The 15,673-nt window shown below is 71.4% G+C and carries 17 protein-coding genes; 13 read left to right on the top strand and 4 right to left on the bottom strand.

Going from position 1 to position 15,673, the window contains the following annotated elements:
• The first annotated feature begins 713 nt into the window (after positions 1-713).
• Positions 714-1,202 (top strand): hypothetical protein, encoded by a 489-nt coding sequence (locus tag ACZ4VL_RS16715; RefSeq protein ID WP_468200197.1) that lies wholly within the window; start codon positions 714-716, stop codon positions 1,200-1,202.
• A gap of 610 nt (positions 1,203-1,812) precedes the next feature.
• Here ACZ4VL_RS16715 and ACZ4VL_RS16710 read toward each other — a convergent pair.
• Positions 1,813-2,550: a Mut7-C RNAse domain-containing protein gene (locus ACZ4VL_RS16710; RefSeq protein ID WP_468200196.1), complete on the bottom strand. Its 738-nt coding sequence runs from the start codon at positions 2,548-2,550 to the stop codon at positions 1,813-1,815.
• 41 nt (positions 2,551-2,591) lie between these two features.
• Positions 2,592-3,008 carry a winged helix-turn-helix transcriptional regulator gene (locus ACZ4VL_RS16705; protein ID WP_468200194.1) on the bottom strand — a complete coding sequence of 139 codons (417 nt, stop codon included), beginning with the start codon at positions 3,006-3,008 and terminating at the stop codon, positions 2,592-2,594.
• 196 nt (positions 3,009-3,204) lie between these two features.
• Here ACZ4VL_RS16705 and ACZ4VL_RS16700 point away from each other — a divergent pair, with 196 nt between their 5' ends.
• A complete protein-coding gene (locus ACZ4VL_RS16700) occupies positions 3,205-4,104 on the top strand; it encodes an NADP-dependent oxidoreductase (RefSeq protein ID WP_468200233.1) in 900 nt (299 codons plus the stop codon).
• 105 nt (positions 4,105-4,209) lie between these two features.
• Here the strand turns inward: ACZ4VL_RS16700 and ACZ4VL_RS16695 are convergent, their stop codons facing one another.
• A complete protein-coding gene (locus tag ACZ4VL_RS16695) occupies positions 4,210-4,821 on the bottom strand; it encodes a hypothetical protein (RefSeq protein WP_468200192.1) in 612 nt (203 codons plus the stop codon).
• 134 nt (positions 4,822-4,955) lie between these two features.
• Here ACZ4VL_RS16695 and hemL point away from each other — a divergent pair, with 134 nt between their 5' ends.
• From hemL to ACZ4VL_RS16660, 7 genes are all read left to right on the top strand, one after another.
• Positions 4,956-6,290, top strand: coding sequence for a glutamate-1-semialdehyde 2,1-aminomutase (hemL, locus tag ACZ4VL_RS16690; RefSeq protein WP_361091025.1), 1,335 nt, complete (start codon positions 4,956-4,958; stop codon positions 6,288-6,290).
• On the top strand, positions 6,287-6,961 hold the full coding sequence (locus tag ACZ4VL_RS16685) for a histidine phosphatase family protein (RefSeq protein WP_404243648.1): 675 nt from the start codon (positions 6,287-6,289) through the stop codon (positions 6,959-6,961). Before hemL ends, ACZ4VL_RS16685 begins: the two co-directional genes overlap by 4 nt.
• Before the next feature lie 89 nt (positions 6,962-7,050).
• Positions 7,051-7,677 (top strand): TlpA family protein disulfide reductase, encoded by a 627-nt coding sequence (locus ACZ4VL_RS16680; protein WP_404243646.1) that lies wholly within the window; start codon positions 7,051-7,053, stop codon positions 7,675-7,677.
• 4 nt (positions 7,678-7,681) lie between these two features.
• Positions 7,682-8,461, top strand: coding sequence for a cytochrome c biogenesis CcdA family protein (locus ACZ4VL_RS16675; protein ID WP_468200190.1), 780 nt, complete (start codon positions 7,682-7,684; stop codon positions 8,459-8,461).
• Between the two features lie 13 nt (positions 8,462-8,474).
• Positions 8,475-10,220: a cytochrome c biogenesis protein ResB gene (gene resB, locus ACZ4VL_RS16670; protein ID WP_468200189.1), complete on the top strand. Its 1,746-nt coding sequence runs from the start codon at positions 8,475-8,477 to the stop codon at positions 10,218-10,220.
• Positions 10,217-11,302, top strand: a complete 1,086-nt coding sequence (gene ccsB, locus ACZ4VL_RS16665) for a c-type cytochrome biogenesis protein CcsB (RefSeq protein WP_468200188.1) — start codon at positions 10,217-10,219, stop codon at positions 11,300-11,302. The genes resB and ccsB overlap by 4 nt, the downstream gene beginning before the upstream one ends.
• A gap of 25 nt (positions 11,303-11,327) precedes the next feature.
• Complete coding sequence (locus ACZ4VL_RS16660) at positions 11,328-11,831, top strand: SRPBCC domain-containing protein (RefSeq protein WP_468200186.1); 504 nt, start codon at positions 11,328-11,330, stop codon at positions 11,829-11,831.
• A gap of 56 nt (positions 11,832-11,887) precedes the next feature.
• On the opposite strand, the gene ACZ4VL_RS16655 is transcribed toward ACZ4VL_RS16660, so the two are convergent.
• Positions 11,888-12,238 (bottom strand): PLD nuclease N-terminal domain-containing protein, encoded by a 351-nt coding sequence (locus tag ACZ4VL_RS16655; RefSeq protein ID WP_468200185.1) that lies wholly within the window; start codon positions 12,236-12,238, stop codon positions 11,888-11,890.
• Positions 12,239-12,328: 90 nt separating this feature from the next.
• Between ACZ4VL_RS16655 and ACZ4VL_RS16650 the strand changes: the two genes are divergently transcribed.
• The 4 genes from ACZ4VL_RS16650 (at position 12,329) to mqnP (ending at position 15,666) form a co-directional block, all read left to right on the top strand.
• On the top strand, positions 12,329-13,786 hold the full coding sequence (locus ACZ4VL_RS16650) for a menaquinone biosynthesis decarboxylase (protein ID WP_360623981.1): 1,458 nt from the start codon (positions 12,329-12,331) through the stop codon (positions 13,784-13,786).
• A gap of 73 nt (positions 13,787-13,859) precedes the next feature.
• Positions 13,860-14,327 (top strand): hypothetical protein, encoded by a 468-nt coding sequence (locus ACZ4VL_RS16645; protein ID WP_468200183.1) that lies wholly within the window; start codon positions 13,860-13,862, stop codon positions 14,325-14,327.
• Complete coding sequence (locus tag ACZ4VL_RS16640; RefSeq protein WP_468200182.1) at positions 14,324-14,743, top strand: hypothetical protein; 420 nt, start codon at positions 14,324-14,326, stop codon at positions 14,741-14,743. The genes ACZ4VL_RS16645 and ACZ4VL_RS16640 overlap by 4 nt, the downstream gene beginning before the upstream one ends.
• Positions 14,743-15,666, top strand: coding sequence for a menaquinone biosynthesis prenyltransferase MqnP (gene mqnP, locus ACZ4VL_RS16635; protein ID WP_468200232.1), 924 nt, complete (start codon positions 14,743-14,745; stop codon positions 15,664-15,666). Before ACZ4VL_RS16640 ends, mqnP begins: the two co-directional genes overlap by 1 nt.
• Positions 15,667-15,673: the final 7 nt, after the last annotated feature.

Raw genomic sequence — 15,673 nt, 5'->3', positions numbered from 1 at the left:
GCGCTACCAGCCCCAGGCGGGGGATAGCCGCCGATCCGGCGGGAGCACGCAGCGATCTGTCGCGCTACCAGCCCCAGGCGGGGGATAGCCGCCGATCCGGCGGGAGCACGCAGCGATCTGTCGCGCTACCAGCCCCAGGCGGGGGATAGCCGCCGATTCGACGGGAGCACGCAGCGATCTGTCGCGCCACCAGCCCCAGACGGGGGTCAGTCGCCGGAGAAATGAGGAGCGCGTAGCGATCTGGGGCGTTTTCGGGGGCTGGATGGGCTGCTGGTCGACATTTCCCGCAAGTACGGGGGAGAGGCCTGGCGGCGGCCCGGCTCGCGGGCGGGCTTCGGTGGTCCTGGGGCGCAAGGCCTGGGCAAGGCGGAGTCGGGGCGGGCTGCTCTGGCGGGGGCCGTTTCTGGTTGTCGTGCCCCCTGGCCATCCTTCGGGGGTTTCCCGGCAGCTCTTTGGCATTTCGGGGTGGGTCGGCTTGTCAAGGGTGGCCGAAGGCCATCGCGTAGCGACGCGACGACGAAGGAGGAGCGCCCTTGACTGGCCGGCCCGCACCGAAAGGACAATGGGCTGCCGGGACGCCCCCGGATGCTCCTCCGACCCTGGTCGGGCGTCGTCCCGTCTTCTCTGCCTCCCCGCCTGCAAGCGGACCACGGCTCGCCCTCGTTCGTGTGATGGTCCGACTGATTGCGGCCGCCGCCGATTAGCCTCCGCGCGTGGAGGAGGTGGTAGCGGTGCGCCATGGCGCCGTTCGCAGTGTGGTGGTTGCAGGTTCGCTGGTGCTCGGTGTTGCCGGGGCCGCGCAGGCCCAAGGCGGCGGTCCCGTGGCCGACGTGGCGTACCACGGGCAGGTGGTCCTGTCACAGGGCCACCTGCGCGTGTGGATGGTCCCCGAGAACGAAGGACCTGCCGAACTCCCCGACGCAACCGTGCGGTTGCGCCTGTCGGCCGAGCTCGCGGACCGGCAGGAACTCGCAGACGGCTGCGTACGCGTGGGAATGCGCGACGTGGTGTGCGAAACCGGGCCGCTGCCGATGCACGGGCAGGGCCGCCACATCGGGCTCGCGATGGACCTGCGGGAGCGGGTGGCCGAGGTGGTGGTCCAGGTCGACACGTCGTGGAACGGCGGCGCAGCCGACCGGAACCTCTCGAACAACGAGCACGTGGTGCTGGCACTGGACACGGGGGACGCTTACGCGTTCTGAGGGGGCTCCGCTCAGCCGGAGGGGGCTCCGCTCAGCCGGAGGGGCCGGAGCCAAGCCTCCGCTCAGCCGTCATCGAAGAAGCATCCGGGGGCTTCCCGGCAGCCCATCGTCCTTCCGGTGCGGGCCGGCCAGTCAAGGGCGCTCCTTCGTCGCGTCGCTTCGCGATGTCGCTACGCGCCACCCTTGACAGACCGACCCACCCCGGAATGCCAAAGAGCTGCCGGGAAGCCCCCGAAGGATGGCCAGGGGGACAGTTCGAGGGACAGCCCTCGCCAGAGCGGCAGCCCCCGGCTCCGCCTTGCCCAGGCCTTGCGCCCCCAGGACCACCAAAGCCAGCCCCCCTCGACAGCCCTCCTCGACAGCCCTCGCCCTCGTACCTGCGGGAAATGTTGACCACCAGCCCGTCCAGCCCCCGAAAACGCCCCAGATCGCTACGCGCTCCTCATTTCCGGCGACTGACCCCCGTCTGGGGCTGGTAGCGCGACAGATCGCTACGTGCTTCCGCCAGCTCGGCGTCCGGCCCCCGGTTGGGCTGGTAGCGCGGCAGATCGCTACGTGCTCCCGTCGGGTCGGCGTCCGGCCCCCCGTCTGGGCCTTTGTTCGGGGCGGGTTATGGGGTGGATACCCCGCCGAATTCCTCCACCGCCTCGGTGACGATGCGTTCCAGGCGGGCGTGGTGTGCGCCGCGCCAGTAGACGCGTTCGCACTGCGTGCACTGCGCGAACACGTCGTACGAGCGGTGCGTGCCGCTCTCCAGGCGGTCGCCGACGCTCTCCTTGTCGGCCTCCCGCAGCGGGCCGTTGCACGCGGTGCAGCGGGTCCACGGGGCCAGGATGGGGGCGAACCGGCCGAGGACGTCGCGCAGTTGCTCGTCGGGGTTGTCGCTGTAGATGTAGGCGCCGGCGAAGATTTCGCGGCGGCGCAGCAGTCCGCGGTCGCGGGAGAGCAGGACGCGCTGTTCGTCGGCGGAGCGGGTGGCGAGGGCGGGGTCGCCGATGTCCTCGTTCTCGTACGCGGCGTCGACGCCGAGCAGGCGCAGGCGGCGGGCGAGGGTGCCGAGGTGGACGTCGAGGAGGAAGCGGAGGGGGGCGCCGGCGATCTGTTGCGGGCGGTCCACGCCGAAGACCTCGACGGACTGCCCGGCCCGCGGCACGTACGAGACGGGCACCTCGTGGCCGTCGACGAGGAGGCGGCCGACCTCGGTGAGCGGGACCCCGGCGGATTCGACGACGTGGCCGAGGCTGGAGGCCCCGTCGGTCGGGGTCGGTACGCGGTCGGTCCGCCGGCTGGGCGGGGCGAAGAGGCGCAGCTCGGGGGCGAGGGTCAGGTGGATGCCGGGTCCGTTCACGCTGCCAGGATGCCATCGGGGGGCGTCCTGGTGCGGCGGATTTACGAGGTCTCGGTGGCCTCGTCGTAGGCGGTGCGGTGGGCGCTGACCTCGTCGAAGTGGTTCTCGGCCCACAGTTTCACGGAGGACAGCAGGCAGCCGAGGCTGGCGCCGAGTTCGGTGAGCCGGTAGTCGACGCGGACGGGGACGGTCGGGGTGACGGTGCGGGTGACGAGGCCGTCGCGTTCCAGGGAGCGCAGGGTCTGGGTCAGCATCTTCTGGCTGACGCCGGGGATCTTGCGGCCGAGGTCGCTGTAGCGCATGGAGTCGTCGTCGGCCTGGCCGAGGGCGGCGACGACGAGGCCGACCCACTTGTCGCTGATGCGGGCCAGGAGCTGGCTGGTGGGGCATTCCTTGAGGAAGGCGTCGTAGGCGAAGCGGGCTTCCTCGCGGCGGGCGGCGGCGGTACGGGTGGCCATCGGGTCCCCACTTCCGGGTCGGGTACGCACTCCGAAGTGCGTACTTACGGAAGGAGAGTACCTCTCCGTAGGTTAGTGGGTGTCGGAACGGCCGACCGGGGTTGATGAGTCAACTGGCGTCAGGGCAAGGGGCCTTGGGGTGTGGGTGGGCCGTCGTGGAAGGGGTGGAGAGGCCATGGGCGAGAGCGTGCGGACCATGCGGGCGGTCGTCATCGACGGGTTCGGCGGTCCCGAGCAGGTGCGGGTCGTCGAGGTGCCGCTGCCCGAGCCGGGGGCCGGGCAGGTGCGGGTGCGGGTCCGGGCCGCCGGGGTGAATCCGGTGGACGGGGCGGTGCGCGCCGGGGTCTTCGGTGGTGGCGGGCAGCAGATCGGGCTCGGCTGGGACGTGGCCGGTGAGGTCGACGCGCTCGGTGCGGGGGTCGGTGGTTGGGCGGTGGGCCAGGAGGTGATCGGCCTGCAGTACGGGCCGGTCAAGCCGCTGGGCACGCATGCCGAGTACGTGGTGCTCGACGCCTCGGCGCTGGCTCCGGCTCCGGCCGGTGTGGATGCGGTGGCTGCTGCTGCCCTGCCGTTGAGCGGGCTGACCGCGGGGCGGGCCGTGCGGCTGCTGGGGCTCGCTCCGGGTTCCTCGGTGCTGGTCACCGGTGCTGCCGGGGTGGTCGGCGGGCTCGTGGTGCAGTTGGCGGCGCGGGCCGGGCTGGTGGTGACGGCTCTGGCGGGTCCGCAGGACGAGGAGCTCGTACGGTCGCTGGGTGCGACGGTGTTCGTCCCGCGCGGCGGCGCCCCGGTCGGGCCGGTCGACGGTGTGGTGGACGCGGCCGTCCTCGGGGCGGAGGCGCTGGGCTTCGTCCGGGACGGGGGCGTGTACGTGGGGCTGCGGCCGCACGGGGGGCCGGCCGCGGAGCGCGGGGTCAGCGTGATCGAGCAGGAGGTCGCGCCCGACGGTGCGCACCTGGCCGAGCTGTCCGGTCTGGTCGGGGAGGGTGCGCTGACCCTGCGGGTGGCGCGGGAGATCCCGCTGGCGGACGCGGCCGAGGCGCACGTCCAGCTGGCGGAGTCCGGGACCCGTGGCCGGCTGGTGCTGACCACGGGCTGAGCGGTGGGTGTGGCCGGTGGTGGCCCGGGGGGTCGGTTTCGGTCGGCCCCGGGCCCGGCCGGGCCCTGTCGGTCGTGATCGGGTGCGAGTGTGCCGGTCCCGTCGTCAGGGCCAGACGAGGCAGTACGGCTGGTGTCCCGCTTCGTGGAGACGTTGGCTGAAATCCTGCCATTCGTGGAGCAACTGGTAGACGTTGAACGCGTCTCGGGGGCCGCCGCGGTCCGGGACCGTCGACCAGATGAACGCCGCCGCGCCGACGGACTCCTCGCCGACGTCGCGCAGCGGGTCGACGACCGTCGTCGGCAGCTTCACCACCGCGTAGTCGGGGTGGAGCACGACCAGCTCCAGCGGGGGCACCTTGTGCAGGGGTATTCCCTGGATGCCGGTGAGGACCATGGCGGCCATGGTCTCCGGCTTGATCTTGGTGAACATGCCGCCCATGCCGAGCTCGTCGCCGCCGAGCTCTTCCGGGCGCATGGTCACCGGGACGCGGGCGGCCGTCGCCCCGTCCGGGGCGCCGAAGTACTTGTACGTCACGCCCATGCCGCGGCCCCTGGGCTGGTCGCCGTCCTGGTCGTCCGACGGCGCCGGCACGGGTTCGGCCGCGTCCGCGGCCCGGCGGCGGTGCCTGCCCCGGCGGCGGGCTTCGCGGGCCTCGCGGGCGCGCTGCGGGTCGAGGTCGTCCGTACCCTCGCCCGGTCCACCACCGCGTTGCATATTTCCACCCGACTGGTTTTGCCTGTCACGGCTGCGCGGGTCCCGCCACGCAGCCCGATCATCATGGCAGTGACCTCCCCCCGGGCGGCGCGGTGAAACGCCCGTCCGCAAGTCGGTCGCGGCCTGATGAGACCATGGCTGGTGTGAGCTACCCGTACCCGTATGAAGCCAAAGTCTCGCAGACTCTCTTTGACCGTGCGTCCCTCGTGACGCCTGGCGGCGTGAACTCTCCGGTGCGTGCCTTCCGCGCCGTGGGTGGAACGCCCAGGTTCATGGTGTCCGGTACCGGTCCGTACCTGACCGATGCCGACGGCCGCGAGTACGTCGACCTCGTCTGCTCGTGGGGGCCGATGATTCTCGGCCACGCCCACCCGGCCGTCGTCGAGGCCATCCAGGCCGCCGTCGCCCGCGGTACCTCGTTCGGTACGCCGGGCGAGGGCGAGGTCGCGCTCGCCGAGGAGATCGTCGCCCGTATCGAGCCCGTCGAGCAGGTCCGCCTGGTGTCCTCCGGTACGGAGGCGACCATGTCGGCGATCCGCCTGGCCCGCGGGTTCACGGGCCGGTCGAAGGTCGTGAAGTTCGCCGGCTGCTACCACGGCCATGTGGACGCGCTGCTCGCCGCCGCCGGTTCCGGTTTGGCGACCTTCGCGCTTCCGGACACGCCCGGTGTGACCGGTGCGCAGGCCGGTGACACGATCGTGCTCCCCTACAACGACCTCGAAGCGGTGCGGGCTGCGTTCGCCGCGCACCCCGGCGAGATCGCCTGTGTGATCACGGAGGCGGCGCCCGGCAACATGGGCGTGGTGACGCCCGCCGAGGGCTTCAACCAGGGGCTCGCCGACCTGTGTCGGGAGAACGGTGCGCTGTACGTCTCCGACGAGGTCATGACGGGCTTCCGCACCTCGCGCGCCGGCTGGTACGGGGTGGACGGCGTCAAGCCCGACCTGATGACGTTCGGCAAGGTCATGGGCGGTGGCTTCCCGGCCGCGGCGTTCGGCGGCCGCGCCGACGTGATGGGTCACCTGGCCCCGGCCGGCCCGGTCTACCAGGCGGGCACGCTGTCCGGTAACCCGGTCGCGACCGCGGCAGGTCTGGCGCAGCTGCGCCTGCTGGACGAGGCGGCGTACGACAAGGTGAACGCGGTGTCGGCGCAGATCCAGGGCCTGGTGACGGACGCGCTCGCCAAGGAGGGCGTCGCCCACCGGCTGCAGACCGCGTCCAACATGTTCTCCGTCTTCTTCACCGAGGCGCCGGTCCGCAACTACGACGAGGCGAAGACGCAGGACGCCTTCCGCTTCAACGCGTTCTTCCACTCGATGCTGTCGCAGGGCGTGTACCTGCCGCCGTCGGCGTTCGAGTCGTGGTTCGTGTCCACCGCCCACGACGAGGCGGCCGTCGAGCGGATCGCGGCGGCGCTGCCCGCGGCCGCGCGTGCGGCCGCGCAGGCGCAGCCGGAGGCCGGCGCATGAGCGACATCACGGTCGTCCACCTGATGCGCCACGGCGAGGTGCACAACCCGGACGGTGTCCTGTACGGCCGCCGTCCCGGCTACCACCTGTCCGAGCTGGGCCGCCGCATGGCGGAGCGGGTCGCGGACCACCTGAAGGACCGGGACGTCACGTACGTCGTGTCCTCCCCGCTGGAGCGGGCGCAGGAGACGGCGACGCCGGTCGCCCGGAGCCACGGTCTGGAGCTGGCGACCGATGCGCGGCTGCTGGAGGCGGAGAACGTCTTCGAGGGCAAGACCTTCGGCGTGGGTGACGGCGCGCTGCGCAAGCCGGGGAACTGGAAGCACCTGACGAACCCGTTCAAGCCGTCGTGGGGCGAGCCGTACGTGGACCAGGTCGTCCGGATGATGAGTGCGATCGAGGCGGCGCGGGACGCGGCCCGCGGCCACGAGGCCGTCGCGGTCTCGCACCAGCTGCCGATCTGGATCGTGCGCAGCTTCGCGGAGAAGCGCCGGCTGTGGCACGACCCGCGGCGCCGGCAGTGCACGCTGGCCTCGCTGACGTCGTTCACGTTCCAGGGCGACAAGCTGGTGTCGGTGGGCTACAGCGAGCCGGCCCGGGACCTGGTTCCGGCGCACCTGCTGGCCGGGGCGAAGCCGGTGAAGGGCAAGTCGAAGGCGTTCGGCGCCTGAGACCGGACCGCCCCTGGCCTGACCAGGGGCTTGTCGGCGCCCGCGGGGGGCGCGAAAGATCGGCAAATCGCTCATGCGAAACTTTTCACATGAGAATTGGCCGCGCCCCCCGCCGCCGCTCGTCCAGCGGCCGCGCCCTCCTGCTGACCGCGGTGACCGCGGTCGGCGCCCTGACCCTCACGGCGTGCACCGACTCCGACGGCAAGCCGTCCGGGTCCAACGGCGGCAACTACGTGACGGGCCCGAGCGGCATCGCGACCGTGGCCAAGGGTGAGCGGGCGCAGGCGCCGAAGCTCGACGGGGAGACCGTCGACGGGGAGAGCCTCGACACGACCGCCCTGAAGGGCAAGGTCGTCGTCCTCAACGTGTGGGGTTCCTGGTGCCCGCCCTGCCGGGCGGAGGCCAAGTACTTCGCGCAGGTGTCCAAGGAGCTCGCCGACGCCGGCAAGCCGGTCGCCTTCGTCGGGATCAACACCCGCGACAACAGCAAGCAGAACGCGGCCGCGTTCGAGGACAACTTCGGGATCACCTACCCGAGCCTGTACGACCCGGACGGCAAGCTGATGCTCCGCTTCCCCGCGGGCACCCTCAACGCGCAGGCCATCCCCTCCACGATCGTCCTCGACAAGGAGGGCCGGATCGCCGCCCGCACGCTGGCCCCGGTCAACGACGCGCAGCTGCGGTCGATGATCGACCCGCTGCTCGCGGAGCAGTGACCTCGTGGTCCCTCCTGTCCTGACCCTGGCCGCCGAGCAGGCCGGTGTGAACACCACGGTCCTCAGCGGCGCCCTGCTGCTGGCCCTGCCCCTCGCGGTGCTGGCCGGCCTGGTGTCGTTCTTCTCGCCGTGCGTGCTGCCGCTGGTGCCGGGCTACCTGTCGTACGTGACCGGGGTCAGCGGGGCCGACCTCGCGGAGGCGCGGCGCGGGCGCATGGTGGCCGGGGCGGGCCTGTTCGTCCTCGGGTTCACGGCGGTGTTCGTCTCGTCGGGGGCGCTGTTCGGGCAGTTCGGCAACGTCCTGCTCGGCAACAAGGAGATCATCTCCCGGGTCATGGGCGGGGTGGTGATCGTCCTCGGCCTGTTCTTCATGGGGGCGATCCCGGGCCTGACGATGCGGGAGTTCCGGTTCCACCGGAAGCCGGCGAGCGGCCTGCTGGGCGCGCCCCTGCTGGGGGTGCTGTTCGGGGTCGGCTGGACGCCGTGCATGGGGCCGACGCTGGCCGCCGTCAACACGCTCTCCCTGGACCAGGCGAGCGCCGGCCGGGGTGCGCTGCTGACGGTCGCGTACTGCCTGGGCCTGGGGCTGCCGTTCATCCTGGCCGCGGTCGCGTTCCGCAAGGCGCTCGGTGCGTTCGGCTGGGTGAAGAAGCACTACGCCTGGGTGATGCGCATCGGCGGCGGCATGCTGATCCTGACCGGTCTGCTGCTCGTCACAGGTTTGTGGAGCAGCATCGTCAGCGACATGCAGAACTGGACCCAAGGCTTCACGGTGGGGATCTGAGGACTACAGGGATATGAGTACGACCGACAAGGCGCCCGCGGAGGCGTCGAACCCGTCCGAGGACACCCCGGACCCGGCCGGCGCCGCCGACCCGGCCGAGGCCGCCGCCGATTCGGCCGAGGCCGCGGCCGGTGCGCAGCTGTCCACCGCGCCCGCGGAGGAGGCCGGCGGCCCCGTCGGTATCGGCGTGATCGGCTGGGTCCGCTGGTTCTGGCGGCAGCTCACCTCGATGCGGGTGGCGCTGATCCTGCTCTTCCTGCTGTCGCTGGGCTCCATCCCGGGCTCCCTCATCCCGCAGACGCAGGTCGACGCGATGAAGGTGGCCCAGTGGAAGAAGGACAACGCCTTCTGGGTGCCGGTCGCCGAGAAGCTCCAGCTGTTCGACGTGTACAGCTCGGTGTGGTTCTCCGCGATCTACCTGCTGCTGTTCGTCTCGCTGATCGGCTGCATCGTCCCGCGCAGCTGGCAGTTCGTCGGCCAGCTCACCGGCCGCCCGCCGGGCGCGCCCCGCCGCCTGGACCGGATGCCCGCGTACACGACCTGGCGGACCGCGACGGCCCCCGATGACGTACTGGCGCACGCCCGGAAGCTGCTGGGCGGCCGCCGGTTCCGTACCGAGGCCGGTTCGTCCTCGGTCGCCGCGGAGAAGGGCTACCTGCGCGAGGCCGGCAACCTGGTCTTCCACGTCGCGCTGATCGTCATGCTGGTCGCCTTCGCCTGGGGGCAGCTGTTCAAGTCCGAGGGCGGCAAGCTCGTGCTGCGCGGCAAGGGCTTCTCGAACACGCTCACCCAGTACGACGACTTCAAGTCGGGCAGCTTCTTCACCCCGGACGACCTCCCGCCGTTCTCCTTCACCCTCGACAAGTTCGACGCCTCGTTCGAGAGGTCCGGCCCGCAGAAGGGCACGGCCCGCGACTTCAAGGCGTACGTCACCTTCAGCGAGGGCGCCCACGGCGCGCCGCAGAAGCGCGAGATCCAGGTCAACAAGCCGCTGGAGGTCGACGGCGCCAAGGTCTACCTCCTCGGCCACGGCTACGCGCCGGTCATCTCGGTCACCGACCCCACCGGGAAGGTGATCTTCCGGGACGCGGTGCCGATGCTGCCGTTCGACAGCAACCTCAGCTCCTCCGGCGCGGTCAAGGTCACCGACGGCTACCGCGACAAGGACGGCAAGACGGAGCAGCTCGGCTTCAACGCCATGTTCGTGCCGACCTTCGCCGGCGAGGGCAAGGGCACGATGCTCTCCCAGTTCCCCGAACTGGACTTCCCCGTCCTCGCGCTGAGCGCCTACCACGGCAGCCTGGGCGTGGACTCGGGCCTGCCCCAGAACGTGTACCAGCTGAACACCTCCAAGATGCAGGAGTTCAAGGACGAGAACGGGCAGCTGTTCAAGAAGCGGCTGCTGCCGGACGAGACCATGGAGCTGCCCGGCGGGGCGGGTGTCGTGAAGTTCGAGGGCATCGAGCGCTGGGCGACGTTCTCCGTCACCCGCCAGCCCGGCAGCGCGCTCGCGCTCGCCGGCGCCGTCGCCGCCATCGGCGGCCTGGCCGCGTCGCTGTTCATCCAGCGCCGCCGCGTCTGGGTCCGCGCGGTGCGCGGCGAGGACGGCACCACCGTCGTCGAGATGGCCGGCCTCGGCCGCAGTGAGTCGGCGAAGGTCCCGGAGGAGCTGGGGCAGCTGGCCGCAGCCCTGCACGATCAGGCGCCCACCGCGCCCGACCGACCCGTCAAGGAAACCGTCGAAGGAGAGCGCGGATGACGCCGCTCGCAGCCGAAGTCAACGAGAACCTGGCGCAGATCAGCAATTACCTGGTCTATTCGTCGATGGCGGTCTACATGCTCGCCTTCTTCGCGCACATCGCCGAGTGGACGTTCGGCAGCCGCAGCAAGGTGGCCCGTACGGCCGCCGCACTGACCGACGGGGCGGCCGGCGGCGCCACCGCGCCCGCCGTGCAGGTCCGCTCCAAGGGCGGCACCGCCGTACTCGACAAGCCGAAGGTCGTCACCCGGTCCGCGCCCGGCACCCGCGACGTCCCCGACGGCCCCGGCGCCGCCGGCGGCACCGCCGAGGGCGACCTGTACGGCCGGATCGCGGTCTCGCTGACCGTCCTCGGCTTCCTCCTCGAAGCGGCCGGCGTGGTCGCCCGCGCGCTGTCCGTGCAGCGGGCCCCCTGGGGCAACATGTACGAGTTCTCGGTCACCTTCTCCACCGTGGCCGTCGGCGCGTACCTGGTGCTCCTCGCGCTGAAGAAGAACGTGCGCTGGCTCGGCCTGATCCTGGTCACCACCGTCCTGCTCGACCTCGGCATCGCCACCACCTGGCTGTACACCGACAGCGACCAGCTGGTCCCGGCCCTGCACTCGTACTGGCTGTGGATCCACGTCTCCACCGCGATCTTCTGCGGTGCGGTCTTCTACATCGGTGCGGCCGGCGCCGTCCTGTACCTGCTGCGCGACTCCTACGAGGCCAAGCTCGCCTCCGGCGGCACCCCCTCGAAGATCGCCACCTCGGTCCTGGAGCGCTTCCCGTCCGCGGCCTCGCTGGACAAGTTCTCGTACCGCATCAATGCGGCCGTCTTCCCGCTGTGGACGTTCACGATCATCGCGGGCGCCATCTGGGCGGGCGACGCGTGGGGCCGCTACTGGGGCTGGGACCCCAAGGAGGTCTGGTCCTTCGTCACCTGGGTGGCGTACGCCTCCTACCTGCACGCCCGGGCGACCGCCGGCTGGAAGGGCCGCAAGGCCGCCTACCTGGCCCTCTTCGCCTTCGCCTGCTGGATCTGGAACTACTACGGCGTGAACATCCTGCTCAGCGGCAAGCACTCGTACGCGGGCGTCTGAGCCCCGACGGTGGCACGCTGGTGGCATGACCCCTGTGACTCATGCCACCAGCGAGAACCGGGGCGAGAACCACTGGCTCCTGCGCTTCGAGGTGCACCTGCCCTGCGCGTACGAGGACCTGTGGCCCGCGCTGAGCACGGCCGCCGGACTGCGCGGCTGGCTGGCCGCGGCGGACGTCCTGGAACGCCGGCTCGACGGGGCGGTCACACTGCGCTGGCTGAACACCGGCACCACCGTCTCCGGCCGGGTCACGGCCTGGGACGTCGAACGGGTCGTGGAGTACACCGTCACCGAACACGGCCGGCTCCGTTTCCACCTCGACCCGGTCGGAACGGACTCCACGGTGATCCGCTTCCAGGCCGAGCGCGCCGGCACCGAAGAGGACCGGCTCGACGCCCTGGCCGGCTGGCACCACCACTTCGAGCTTCTGGAGGCCGCGCTCCACGGCCACCCGGCGGACTGGTCGCACTGGACCGACGCCCGGTGGGCGGAGCTCCGCGGCCGCTACGCGGCCTTCTCCCACACGTAGACCGGCCCGGACACGCAGACCGGACCCGGAACCGGCCCCCGGCCCGGCCCCGTTCCCTAGTCCTTGTCCGGGTCCTTGCCGGCGTCCTTGCCGGCGTCCTTGTCCCGGTCCTTCTCCGCGTCCGCGTCCCTGGTCCAGCGCTGCTCCTCGCCGAGCGACCGCAGGAACTCCGGGTTGTCGTCGGGGGCCACCCACTGCGTCCGGCGCGCCCGGCCGCCACCGACCGCGGAACGCTGCTTGCCCGCCGCCAGCCACACGACGGGCCCGACGATCGAGAAGAGCAGGATGATCAGCACCCAGACCGGCTTGGGGAGGTGCTTGACCTCCTCCTCCGGGGTGTTCAGGCAGTCGATGAAGGCGTAGATGGTCAGCGCGATGATCAGCAGGAACGGCAGATAGCGCAGCACGGTGTGGGACCGACTCCCCGGCGTTGACGGGGGACCCGCGCGGGGCCCCGGTGACGGGTCCAGGTTAGTCGGTGACGGATACTGGCCCCTATGGCTTACGACGATCTCCGCTCGCTGCTCCGGGCCCTGGAGCGGGAGGGCGACCTCAAGCGCATCAAGGCCGAAGTCGACCCGTACCTGGAAGTCGGGGAGATCGTCGACAGAGTGAACAAAGCGGGCGGTCCGGCCCTGCTGTTCGAGAACGTCAAGGGCTCGGACATGCCCCTGGCGATGAACGTCTTCGGCACCGACCGCCGCCTGCTCAAGGCCCTCGGCCTGAAGTCGTACGGCGAGATCAGCGACAAGATCGGCGGCCTGCTGAAGCCGGAGCTGCCGCAGGGCTTCATCGGCGTCCGCGAGGCCTTCGGCAAGCTGGGCTCGATGGTGCACGTCCCGCCGAAGAAGGTGAAGGGCGACGCCGCCCCCGTCCAGGAGGTCGTACTCACCGGCGACGACGTCGACCTGGACCGGCTGCCCGCGCTGTTCACCTGGCCCAAGGACGGCGGCTCCTTCTTCAACCTGGGCCTGACGCACACCAAGCACCCGGAGACGGGCGTGCGCAACCTGGGCCTCTACCGCCTCCAGCGCCACGACAAGCGCACCATCGGCATGCACTGGCAGATCCACAAGGACAGCCGCAACCACTACGCCGTCGCCGCCAAGCGCGGCGAGCGGCTCCCGGTCGCGATCGCGTTCGGCTGCCCGCCGGCCGTGACGTACGCGTCGACCGCGCCGCTGCCGGGCGACATCGACGAGTACCTCTTCGCGGGCTTCGTCGCCGGCAAGCGGATCGAGATGGTGGACTGCAAGACGGTCCCGCTCCAGGTCCCGGCCAACGCGGAGGTCGTGATCGAGGGCTGGCTGGAACCGGGGGAGATGCTCCCGGAGGGCCCGTTCGGCGACCACACCGGCTTCTACACCCCGCAGGAGCCGTTCCCCGCGCTGAAGATCGACTGCATCACGATGCGGAAGCGGCCGCTGCTCCAGTCGATCGTGGTCGGCCGGCCGCCGACCGAGGACGGGCCGCTGGGCCGCGCCACCGAGCGGTTCTTCCTGCCGCTGCTGAAGATCATCGTGCCGGACATCGTGGACTACCACCTGCCCGAGTCGGGCGGCTTCCACAACTGCGCGATCGTCTCGATCGACAAGAAGTACCCGAAGCACGCCCAGAAGGTCATGCACGCCATCTGGGGCGCCCACATGATGTCGCTGACCAAGCTGATCATCGTGGTCGACGCCGACTGCGACGTCCACGACCTGCACGAGGTGTCCTGGCGGGCCCTCGGCAACACCGACTACTCCCGCGACCTCACGGTGGTCGAGGGCCCGGTGGACCACCTGGACCACGCCTCGTACCAGCAGTTCTGGGGCGGCAAGGCCGGCATCGACGCCACGAAGAAGCTGCCCGAGGAGGGCTACACCCGCGACGGCGGCTGGCCCGACATGGTCGAGTCCGACCCGGCCACGGCCGCCCTCGTCGACCGCCGCTGGAAGGAGTACGGGCTGTGAGTAGCCATGCCAAGCTGGGTGTGAGGGCGGGCCGTGCTCCTCGCACCAGCGGGGATGACCCGGAGTACGGCCTGTGAGCACCGACGCCATGGCCGGTCCGGCCCTCTTCATCGGCGACGACACCGCGTACGTGGCCCTGGTGCGCCCGCAGCTCGACCCGGCCGACCCGGACGTGGTCCGGGCCGCGGGCGAGGCCGGGGTCTCCCCGGAGGAGTTCGCGGGCCCGGGTGACGTCTGGGCCCTGCTCGTCGAGGACGGCGCCGAGGGCGACGGCTTCGAACTGCCGGGCCTGCGCGACGTCGAGGCCGACGGCTTCGCCGAGCAGCTCCAGGCCGTCCTGGCCGGTGCCGAGCCGTTCACCGTGGAGGCCGGGGACGTGCTGAGGCTCGACGGCACCCCGGCCGGGGACTGCTGGGCCCTCACCGCTCACGTGACCCCGCCCGAGGGCCACGACACCCCCGCCCGGACCCTCACCCCCGGCCCGGTCGTCACCGCGGACCTGCTGACCGACCTCGCGGTCTTCCGCGGGAGTCTGATGTGACCACCGCCGCACAGGGTGCCGCAGTCGCGGCGCTCACCCTGGGGTACGGCCGTGCCCGGCTGACGATCGCGTCCCGCCCCGAGCTGGAGGACGGCTGGCTGCTGACGGCCGATGCCGGCAAGGAGCTGTCGGCCCGGTTCGAGGTCGAGCACGTCGAGCGCGAGGACGTCGTCGCCTTCGCGGACCGGCTGATCGCCGGCATGGCCGACGCGGAGCCGTTCTCGGTCCGGCTGACCCCGGGCCGGAACAACCCGCTGACCCTGCAGGCCGTGCCGGTGGACGACGGGTTCGCGTTCCTGGCCCGGCTCACCCCGAACGGGGACGACGCGGTGGTCCACCTCGACATGGAGGTCGGCAACCTGGGCGCCGACGAGCTGCGCGCCGACTTCGAGAACTTCCGGAGGACCCTCGCATGATGACCACCGCCGACGGGGTCGTCGGCCCCGGCCCCGCCGCGCCGCAGGCCCCCGGCAAGGTGAAGGCGTTCCTGCGGCTCGTGATGATCGAGCACTCGGTCTTCGCGCTGCCCTTCGCCTACATCGCCGCGCTGACCGCGATGTTCCAGGTCGACCGCAGCATGCACTGGACCGAGCTGCTGCTCGTCACCGTCTGCATGGTCGGCCTGCGGACCTTCGCCATGGCCGCGAACCGGATCATCGACCGCGAGATCGACGCCCGCAACCCGCGCACCGCCGGCCGCGAGCTCGTCACCGGTGCGGTGTCCGTGCGCTCGGCGTGGACCGGGGCCGGGATCGCGCTGGCGGTGTTCCTCGGGTCGGCGGCGCTGCTCAACCCGCTGTGCCTGATGCTGGCGCCCGTCGCGGTGGTGCCGATGGTGGTCTACCCGTACGGCAAGCGGTTCACGGACTTCCCGCACGCCATCCTGGGCCTGGCCCAGGCCATGGGCCCGGTGGGGGCCTGGCTCGCGGTCACCGGGACCTGGTCCTGGGACGCGGTGGTCCTCGGCCTCGCGGTCGGCGTGTGGATCGGCGGCTTCGACCTGATCTTCGCCTGCCAGGACGTGGCCGCCGACCGGGCGGAGGGCGTCAAGTCCGTCCCGGCCCGCTTCGGCGTCCCCGCCGCGCTGTGGGGCGCCCGCGGCGCCCACGCCGTCACGACGGCCCTGCTGGCCTGGTACGCGGTGGCCACCGGCGCCGGCGTGCTGTTCTGGATCGGCCTGGTCGTCGTCGTCGCGGCGTTCCTCTACGAGCACACCATCGTCACCCCGCACGACCTGTCCCGCCTGAACCGTGCCTTCTTCACGGTGAACGGTTTCATCGGGATCGCCCTTTTCGTGTGCGCCCTCGCGGACCTGGTGGTCCGCGGCCTGAGCCTGTAGCTCGAAG

The organism is Streptomyces sp. NPDC029014, from assembly GCF_055564695.1.
The sequence above is the reverse complement of the archived record's forward strand: the minus strand, read 5'-3'. Positions and strand labels throughout refer to the sequence as shown.

Bases quoted from the DNA above. Each gene is read 5' to 3' on its own strand.
- ACZ4VL_RS16695 (WP_468200192.1), bottom strand. From the start codon at position 4,821: ATGCAACGCGGTGGTGGACCGGGCGAGGGTACGGACGACCTCGACCCG.
- ACZ4VL_RS16650 (WP_360623981.1), top strand. From the start codon at position 12,329: ATGGCTTACGACGATCTCCGCTCGCTGCTCCGGGCCCTGGAGCGGGAG.
- mqnP (WP_468200232.1), top strand. From the start codon at position 14,743: ATGACCACCGCCGACGGGGTCGTCGGCCCCGGCCCCGCCGCGCCGCAG.
- ACZ4VL_RS16660 (WP_468200186.1), top strand. From the start codon at position 11,328: ATGACCCCTGTGACTCATGCCACCAGCGAGAACCGGGGCGAGAACCAC.
- ACZ4VL_RS16685 (WP_404243648.1), top strand. From the start codon at position 6,287: ATGAGCGACATCACGGTCGTCCACCTGATGCGCCACGGCGAGGTGCAC.
- resB (WP_468200189.1), top strand. From the start codon at position 8,475: ATGAGTACGACCGACAAGGCGCCCGCGGAGGCGTCGAACCCGTCCGAG.
- ACZ4VL_RS16680 (WP_404243646.1), top strand. From the start codon at position 7,051: ATGAGAATTGGCCGCGCCCCCCGCCGCCGCTCGTCCAGCGGCCGCGCC.
- ccsB (WP_468200188.1), top strand. From the start codon at position 10,217: ATGACGCCGCTCGCAGCCGAAGTCAACGAGAACCTGGCGCAGATCAGC.
- ACZ4VL_RS16705 (WP_468200194.1), bottom strand. From the start codon at position 3,008: ATGGCCACCCGTACCGCCGCCGCCCGCCGCGAGGAAGCCCGCTTCGCC.
- ACZ4VL_RS16700 (WP_468200233.1), top strand. From the start codon at position 3,205: ATGCGGGCGGTCGTCATCGACGGGTTCGGCGGTCCCGAGCAGGTGCGG.
- hemL (WP_361091025.1), top strand. From the start codon at position 4,956: ATGGCTGGTGTGAGCTACCCGTACCCGTATGAAGCCAAAGTCTCGCAG.